The sequence below is a fragment of the Clostridioides sp. ZZV15-6383 genome, assembly GCF_020657735.1.
Lineage (GTDB): Bacteria > Bacillota > Clostridia > Peptostreptococcales > Peptostreptococcaceae > Clostridioides > Clostridioides difficile_D.
The window spans coordinates 1-8,081 of record NZ_JAGWCV010000088.1 but is presented as its reverse complement, the minus strand read 5'-3'; the positions used below and the strand labels follow the sequence as shown (position 1 = coordinate 8,081).

The 8,081-nt window shown below is 32.6% G+C and carries 3 protein-coding genes and 16 tRNA genes; all 19 read left to right on the top strand.

Annotated elements, in window-relative coordinates:
• Nucleotides 1-47: 47 nt before the first annotated feature.
• A tRNA-Asp gene (locus KGF42_RS18165) sits at nt 48-124 on the top strand.
• A gap of 9 nt (nt 125-133) precedes the next feature.
• Nucleotides 134-208: transfer RNA gene (locus tag KGF42_RS18160), tRNA-Thr, on the top strand.
• 14 nt (nt 209-222) lie between these two features.
• Nucleotides 223-307, top strand: a tRNA-Tyr gene (locus tag KGF42_RS18155).
• An 8-nt stretch (nt 308-315) separates the two neighbouring features.
• Nucleotides 316-399 (top strand) — tRNA-Leu (locus KGF42_RS18150).
• 31 nt (nt 400-430) lie between these two features.
• Nucleotides 431-507, top strand: a tRNA-Arg gene (locus KGF42_RS18145).
• A 7-nt stretch (nt 508-514) separates the two neighbouring features.
• Nucleotides 515-590: transfer RNA gene (locus tag KGF42_RS18140), tRNA-Gln, on the top strand.
• 11 nt (nt 591-601) lie between these two features.
• Nucleotides 602-677 (top strand) — tRNA-Lys (locus KGF42_RS18135).
• A 2-nt stretch (nt 678-679) separates the two neighbouring features.
• Nucleotides 680-768: transfer RNA gene (locus tag KGF42_RS18130), tRNA-Ser, on the top strand.
• A 3-nt stretch (nt 769-771) separates the two neighbouring features.
• Nucleotides 772-847, top strand: a tRNA-Phe gene (locus KGF42_RS18125).
• A 6-nt stretch (nt 848-853) separates the two neighbouring features.
• Nucleotides 854-927 (top strand) — tRNA-Met (locus tag KGF42_RS18120).
• A 14-nt stretch (nt 928-941) separates the two neighbouring features.
• A tRNA-Ile gene (locus KGF42_RS18115) sits at nt 942-1,018 on the top strand.
• 19 nt (nt 1,019-1,037) lie between these two features.
• Nucleotides 1,038-1,114: transfer RNA gene (locus KGF42_RS18110), tRNA-His, on the top strand.
• An 8-nt stretch (nt 1,115-1,122) separates the two neighbouring features.
• Nucleotides 1,123-1,198, top strand: a tRNA-Lys gene (locus KGF42_RS18105).
• Between the two features lie 7 nt (nt 1,199-1,205).
• Nucleotides 1,206-1,279: transfer RNA gene (locus KGF42_RS18100), tRNA-Cys, on the top strand.
• A 7-nt stretch (nt 1,280-1,286) separates the two neighbouring features.
• A tRNA-Arg gene (locus KGF42_RS18095) sits at nt 1,287-1,363 on the top strand.
• Nucleotides 1,364-1,375: 12 nt separating this feature from the next.
• Nucleotides 1,376-1,451 (top strand) — tRNA-Val (locus KGF42_RS18090).
• A gap of 75 nt (nt 1,452-1,526) precedes the next feature.
• A complete protein-coding gene (locus KGF42_RS18085; RefSeq protein ID WP_227826820.1) occupies nt 1,527-1,940 on the top strand; it encodes a hypothetical protein in 414 nt (137 codons plus the stop codon).
• Nucleotides 1,941-2,251: 311 nt separating this feature from the next.
• Nucleotides 2,252-5,683 carry a pyruvate carboxylase gene (locus KGF42_RS18080; RefSeq protein WP_227822332.1) on the top strand — a complete coding sequence of 1,144 codons (3,432 nt, stop codon included), beginning with the start codon at nt 2,252-2,254 and terminating at the stop codon, nt 5,681-5,683.
• Nucleotides 5,684-5,925: 242 nt separating this feature from the next.
• A complete protein-coding gene (locus KGF42_RS18075) occupies nt 5,926-7,854 on the top strand; it encodes an elongation factor G (protein ID WP_227822331.1) in 1,929 nt (642 codons plus the stop codon).
• The last annotated feature ends 227 nt before the right edge of the window (nt 7,855-8,081 follow it).

Genomic DNA, 8,081 nt, shown 5'->3' with positions numbered 1-8,081 from the left:
ACAAGCAGGGGGTCACAGGTTCGAGCCCTGTTGGTCCCACCATTTGCGGCCTGGTAGTTCAGTTGGTTAGAATGCCAGCCTGTCACGCTGGAGGTCGAGGGTTCGAACCCCTTCCAGGTCGCCAAAATAAAATGCTGGTGTGGCTCAACGGTAGAGCAGCTGACTTGTAATCAGCAGGTTGTAGGTTCGATTCCTATCACCAGCTCCATGTAAAATTAATACGGAGGATTTCCCGAGCGGCCAAAGGGGGCAGACTGTAAATCTGTTGTCATCGACTTCGGTGGTTCGAATCCACCATCCTCCACCAAAACATGCGCGGATGTGGCGGAATTGGCAGACGCACTAGACTTAGGATCTAGCGCCATTGGCGTGGGGGTTCGACTCCCTTCATCCGCACCATTTTTATTGAATTTATACATATATAAATTGTGGGTGCATAGCTCAGCTGGATAGAGCAACGCCCTTCTAAGGCGTGTGTCCGGGGTTCGAATCCCTGTGCGCTCACCACATATATTGGGGATTAGCCAAGTCGGTAAGGCACATGACTTTGACTCATGTATGCGTAGGTTCGAGTCCTGCATCCCCAGCCAAATAAAAGTATGGTCTATTAGCTCAGTCGGTAGAGCACCTGACTTTTAATCAGGGTGTCCCGCGTTCGAGTCGCGGATAGATCACCAATGGAGAGGTGTCCGAGTGGTTTAAGGAGCTGGTCTTGAAAACCAGTGACTTCGAAAGGGGCCGTGGGTTCGAATCCCACCCTCTCCGCCAAATGCCCAGATAGCTCAGTCGGTAGAGCAGGGGACTGAAAATCCCCGTGTCGGTGGTTCGATTCCGCCTCTGGGCACCAGAATATGGCGGTATAGCTTAGTTGGCTAGAGCGTTCGGTTCATACCCGAAAGGTCATAGGTTCGACTCCTATTACCGCTACTAAAATTTAATGTGGGCCATTAGCTCAGTTGGTTAGAGCGCCCGGCTCATAACCGGTAGGTCTGGGGTTCGAGTCCCTGATGGCCCACCACATTAAATTTTAATATATGGTGGGTATAGCTCAGTTGGTTAGAGCGCCAGATTGTGGCTCTGGAGGTCGTGAGTTCGACTCTCATTATCCACCCCAACTTATATGGTCTATTAGCTCAGTCGGTAGAGCACCTGACTTTTAATCAGGGTGTCCCGCGTTCGAGTCGCGGATAGATCACCAAAAAGGCGGCGACATAGCCAAGTGGTAAGGCAGTGGACTGCAACTCCTTGATCCCCAGTTCGAATCTGGGTGTCGCCTCCAATAAAATGCGCTCATAGCTCAACTGGATAGAGTGTCTGACTACGAATCAGAAGGTTAGGGGTTCGAGTCCCTTTGGGCGCACCATATAAATATCGAGGGATTATAGCTCAGCTGGGAGAGCACCTGCCTTACAAGCAGGGGGTCACAGGTTCGAGCCCTGTTAATCCCACCAGTGCAAACCTCTAGTAATTTTACTAGAGGTTTTATTTTTGCTTGAAAAAGTTTTTATATTTAGGAGGTAAGAAACTTGTATATAATAATAGGAAATGAAATAGTTGATAGTGAAGAACTTAAGACAACTATAGATAAAAATAGTAAATTTAAAGTTGAAAAGGACTTAAGTAAAAGTACAAAAAGAGAAGATGTAATAGCATATCAATTAAGTATAGATTTAAATTACTTAGATGCTCTTATAAGTGAGCAATATGATTCTGTCAGTTTATCTGATGAAGAGAAATTTGATGAATATATGACTTTATCTGATGAACTTGCATCAGGTTTAGAAGAACTTATGCCAAAATACACAATAATAAATGCTAGAGCATATAAATTAGATGAGGTAGATAGAGTTATAAAAATAATACTAGCTGTAGCATATGCAGATTTAGGTCATTTAAAACTTTCTGATGTAGTAAAGAGACTATCTAGACAAATAGATTAAGTATAAACAAGTATGAACGATATTAAAAAAACATATAAAATCTTACGGGAAGATGAAAATAATTATGTAAACATAGGAAAAAATAGTATAAAATCAAGTCAATTGTAAAAATTTTCACATAAATTCTTCTGAAATTCCATAAAAAATGCCTTAATTTTAGTGAGGTAAATTGAGTTTACACAGTCTAAAAATTACTTATATTTATAAATTTATCTTATTAATTAAGGAACTTGCTTAAACATCTTCAAAAATAAAGTATTTTAGTCTATAATCTTTAATATTACACTAACAATAAAGGAGAAGAATAGAGTATGCTTAAAAAGTTTAATAAAATACTAGTAGCTAATAGAGGCGAAATAGCTATAAGAATATTTAGAGCCTGTTCAGAATTGGGAATAAAAAGTGTTGGTATATATAGTAAAGAAGATAAATATGGATTATTCAGAACAAAAGCAGATGAATCATATTTAATAGGAGAAGGCAAAGGTCCAATAGATGCATATCTAGACATGGATGGAATAATAGACCTAGCAAAGAGAAAAAAAGTAGATGCTATACATCCAGGATATGGTTTTCTAGCAGAAAATGCAGAATTTGCTCGTAAATGTGAAGAGAATGGAATTACCTTTATCGGACCATCATCTAAAGTAATGAATATGATGGGAGATAAGATAAACTCTAAAAAAATCGCAAAAGAAGTTAATGTTCAAACTATACCAGGAGTAGAAAAAGCAATAAGAAGTACTGAGGAAGCAAAAGAAGTTGCAAACAAAATAGGCTATCCTGTTATGATAAAAGCATCTAATGGTGGTGGCGGTAGAGGGATGAGAATTGTACACTGCGAAGAAGACTTAGAGCTTGAATATGAAACTGCTTGTAGTGAATCAAGAAAAGCTTTTGGAGAAGATATTATATTTATAGAAAAATATATAGCTGATCCAAAACATATAGAAGTTCAAATATTAGGAGATAACTATGGAAATATAGTTCACTTATATGAAAGAGACTGCTCTGTTCAAAGAAGACATCAAAAAATAATAGAATATGCACCAGCTTTTTCACTAGATGATAAAGTAAGAAAAGAAATATGTGAAGACGCAGTTAAGTTATCAAAGCATGTGGGTTATTCTAATGCAGGAACATTAGAATTCTTAGTAGATGCAAATGGTGGACATTATTTTATAGAGATGAACACAAGAGTACAGGTTGAACATACTGTAACAGAGATGGTTACAGGTATAGATATAGTTCAAAGCCAGATATTAATAGCCCAAGGGTACAGCTTAGATAGTGAAGAAATTAATATAAAATCACAAGATGATGTAGAAATAAGAGGATATTCTATCCAATGTAGAATAACTACAGAAGATCCTAAGAATAAATTCATGCCTGATACAGGTAAAATTCAAGTTTATAGAACTGGTTCAGGATTTGGTATAAGACTAGATGGAGGAAATGGATTTACAGGAGCAAACATAAGTCCTCACTATGATAGCTTATTAGTTAAGACAATATCTTGGGATAGAACATTCCAAGGAGCAATAAATAAAACTATAAGATCTATAAAAGAACTTAGAGTTAGAGGTGTTAAAACTAATGTAGGATTCTTAGTTAATGTTTTAAATAATCCTATATTCTCAAATGGTAAATGTAGTACTAAATTTATAGATGAAAATCCAGATTTATTTGAAATAACAGAAAGTAAAGATAGAGGAACAAAATTACTTCAATTCATAGGTGATGTAATTGTAAATGATAATGCTTGCAAAGAGAAACCGTTATTTGATGCATTACATGATCCAAGAATGGATAAAGAAGGTTCAAAGTCTGAAGGAAGTAAGGTACTTTTTGATAAATTAGGTAAATCTGCATATATAGAAAAGATAAAAAATGATAAAAAGTTATTATTAACAGATACAACAATGAGAGATGCACATCAATCATTATTAGCAACAAGAATAAGAACATATGACCTATTAAAAGCTGCTAAACCAACAGAAAAATATCAAAAAGATTTATTCTCACTTGAAATGTGGGGGGGAGCTACTTATGATGTTGCGTATAGATTTTTAAAAGAATCACCTTGGCGTAGATTACAAAAGCTAAGAGAAGAAATACCAAGTATAATGTTCCAAATGTTGCTTAGAGCATCAAATGGAGTTGGATATAAAAACTATCCAGATAATGTAATAGAAGAATTTACAAAAGAATCTGCTAGACAAGGTATAGATGTATTTAGAATATTTGACTCATTAAACTGGGTTGAAAATATGAAACCATCTATCAATACAGCTTTAGAAACTGGAAAAATTGTTGAAGCAACTATGTGTTATACAGGTGATATACTAGATAAGACTAAAACTAAATATAATCTAGAATATTATATTAAGATGGCACAAGAACTAGAAAGCTTAGGAGCAGATATAATAGCAATAAAAGATATGTCAGGTCTTCTTAAGCCATACTCAGCTTATACATTAGTTAAAGAGTTAAAGAAAAATGTAAAAGCACCAATACATTTACACACTCATGATACTAGTGGAAATGGTGTAGCAACTTGTTTAATGGCATCAGAAGCTGGTGTAGACATAATTGATGCTGCATTAGAATCTATGGCAGGACTTACAAGTCAACCATCACTTAATGCTATTGTAGAGGCTCTTAAAAATACAGAAAGAGATACAGGTATAGATTTATTTGGATATGATGAGTTAGGAAAATATTATAAGGATTTAAGAAAAGTTTATAATAAATTTGAAAGTGATTTAACTAACTCTTGCGCAGAAATATACAATTTTGAAATACCAGGAGGTCAATACACAAACTTAAAACCTCAAGCTGATAGTTTAGGATTAGTTAATAGATTTGATGAAGTTAAAGAAAAATATAAAGAAGCTAATGAAGTAGTAGGAGACATAATAAAAGTAACTCCATCTTCAAAAGTAGTAGGAGATTTAGCTATCTTTATGACTAAAAATAAATTAGATAAAGACAATATAATCGAAGAAGGTAAAAACTTATCATTCCCAGATTCTGTTGTTGACTACTGTAAAGGTATGATTGGTCAACCAGAAGGTGGAATACCAAAAGATTTACAAGAGGTGGTTTTAAAAGGTGAAGAAGCTATTACAGTAAGACCAGGTTCATTATTACCAGCAGAAGATTTTGATGAAATAGCTAAATATTTAAATGAAAAATATGATATAAATGCTAATATAAGAAATGTTATAAGTTACGCTTTATATCCAAAAGTATATGAAGATTATATCAAACATTTACAACACTATAATGATATATCCAAACTTGAAAGTGATGTATTCTTCTATGGATTGAATAAAAATGAAGAATGTGAAGTAGAAATAGAAGAAGGTAAGGTATTAACAATAAGATTAGTTGAAATCGGTGAAGTTAAGGAAAATGGATTTAGAACTATAGGATTTGAGCTAAATGGAATGGTTAGAGAAGTAGAAATAAAAGATAAGAATTTCTCTGGAAAAATTAATAATGTTGAAAAAGCTGATATGAATGATCCTCTTCAAATTGGAGCAAGTATACCAGGTAAAGTTATAAAAATAATGGTTAAAGAAGAAGATGAAGTAAAAGCAAATCAACCATTAATAGTTATAGAAGCTATGAAGATGGAAACTATAATAGTTGCTAAGACTGATGGAGTAATTAAGTCAATCAAAGTAAAAGAAGATGATATGGTTGAAGATAAACAATTATTAATGATAATGAAATAATTGAATTAAGATAATTAAAAAAACACTCTGAAATGTTTAATAAAAAATGTTTCAGAGTGTTTTTATTTATTTAAATTAAATATTTATTAAAAAAAAAGAGGAAAATTACATCCATATGTAGAAATAAAGCTAGTAAGGAAAATGTTATCTAAAAATTCTAAAAATAATAAATATTTTCCATAATATTTCTTAGGAAATAACAGCTAAGAGAAAATACATAAATTTAAAAGGTGGGTGCTTATATGAAGGTTTATGATAGTAAAATGTTGAGAAATGTAGCGGTATTAGGACATAGCGGATGTGGAAAAACAAATCTAATCGAAACTATAGCTTACACAGCAAACACTAATAAGATACCTAAATTAACAGACAAGGTAAATATGACTTATAGCATGGGATTAATACCTATAGAGTACAATGATTATAAGTTTAACTTATTGGATACCCCAGGATATTTTGACTTTAGTGGAGACGTTGTATCATCTCTTAGAGCAAGTGATGCAGCAATAATAGTAATAGATGCAACAGCACCTATTCAAGTTGGTACAGAGAAATCATTAGAGCTAACTGAGAGTATTCCTAAGATAATGTTTATAAATAAAATAGATAACGAAAAAGCAAGATATAAAGATGCAATAGCAATGTTAAGAGAAAAATATAATAATAAGATAGTTCCTATGATAAGCCCTATATACAAAGATAAAAACTTTGTAAAGTTACATAATGTATTTGAAAACATAGATGATTTAGAAGGTGAATTCAAGGAACAAGCTATGAGTGTTAAAGAAGCATTAATGGAGCTTATAGCAGAAACAGATGACCAGATACTAGATAAATATTTTAATGGTGAAGAATTAACTACAGAAGAGATACAAAAAGGTATTGTCATAGGTATACAAAGAGGTGACATTATACCTGTAATTTGTGGTTCAACTATAAATAATATCGGAACAAAAGAGATATTAGATACTATATCAAATTATCTAGAACCTATTTTTATAGAAGAAAGCAAACCATTTAGAGGATTAGTCTTTAAGACTATGGTTGACCCATTTGTTGGCAAGATGTCATATATAAAAATTACTGAAGGTGTACTTTCTAAAGATAAAGAGGTCTTTAATATAAATAAAAATGTAAAAGAAAAAATAGCTAATATATATACATTGAGAAATAGTGAACTAGTAGAAGTAGAAAAGGCTAAAGCTGGTGATATAGTAGTTGTAACTAAAGTTAATTCTCTAAAAACAGGAGATACTATATCTACAGATAAAGATGCAGAAGCTTTGGAAAATATAGATTTCCCTAAACCACAAATCTATTATGCAGTAACTCCTAAGAATAAAGGTGATGAAGAAAAAGTAGCATCTGTATTAAATAAACTAATAGAAGAAGACCCTACTTTACATTGGTATAGAAATACAGAAACAAAACAAGCCCTTTTAGGAGGTCAAGGAGAACTTCATATAAAAACAATTAAAAATAAAATGAAAGATAAATTTGGTGTTGATGTTGAATTAAATGACCTTAAAGTTCCTTATAGAGAAACTATAAAAGGAACTGCTGATGTGCAAGGAAAACATAAAAAACAATCAGGTGGTCATGGTCAATATGGAGATGTAAAAATAAGATTTGAAAGATGTGAGTCTGATTTTGAATTTACAGAAGAAATATTTGGTGGGTCTGTACCAAAACAATATATACCAGCAGTTGAAAAAGGTCTAAAGGATTCTATGCAAAAAGGTATATTAGCAGGTTATCCTGTTACAAATATAAAAGCTACACTTTATGATGGTTCATACCATGACGTAGACTCTTCTGAAATGGCTTTTAAGATGGCAGCAAGTGCCGCCTTTAAAAAAGGTATGGAAGAAGCACATCCAATACTACTAGAACCTATAATGAAGCTTAAGATAACTGTTCCAGAAGAATATATGGGAGATGTTATGGGTGATATAAATAAGAGAAGAGGAAAAATATTTGGAATGGAGCCAGATAACAAAGGTAAACAAATAATATTTGCAGAAGCTCCACAGGCAGAGACGTTTAAATATGCAATAGATTTAAGAGCAATGACACAAGGTAGAGGATACTTTGAAATGGAATTAGAGAGATATGGAGAAGTTCCATCACAATTTGCAGAAAAAATAATTGGATTAGCTACTGCAAAGTAATGAACAAAAATAAATAAAATAGAATAATAAATAATTAATAGATACTATTAAAAATATTTTTAGGATTTGAACTAGGTATAAGTTTGTTTGAGATAAACATATACCTAGTTTTTATATTATTAATGGATAAAAAAAATAAAAAATACTTTCTTAAACATTTTAATAAAAAGAAAGTATTTTTTATTATTATTTTTTACAAATGTTTAATAATAAAGATAGGCAGGTAT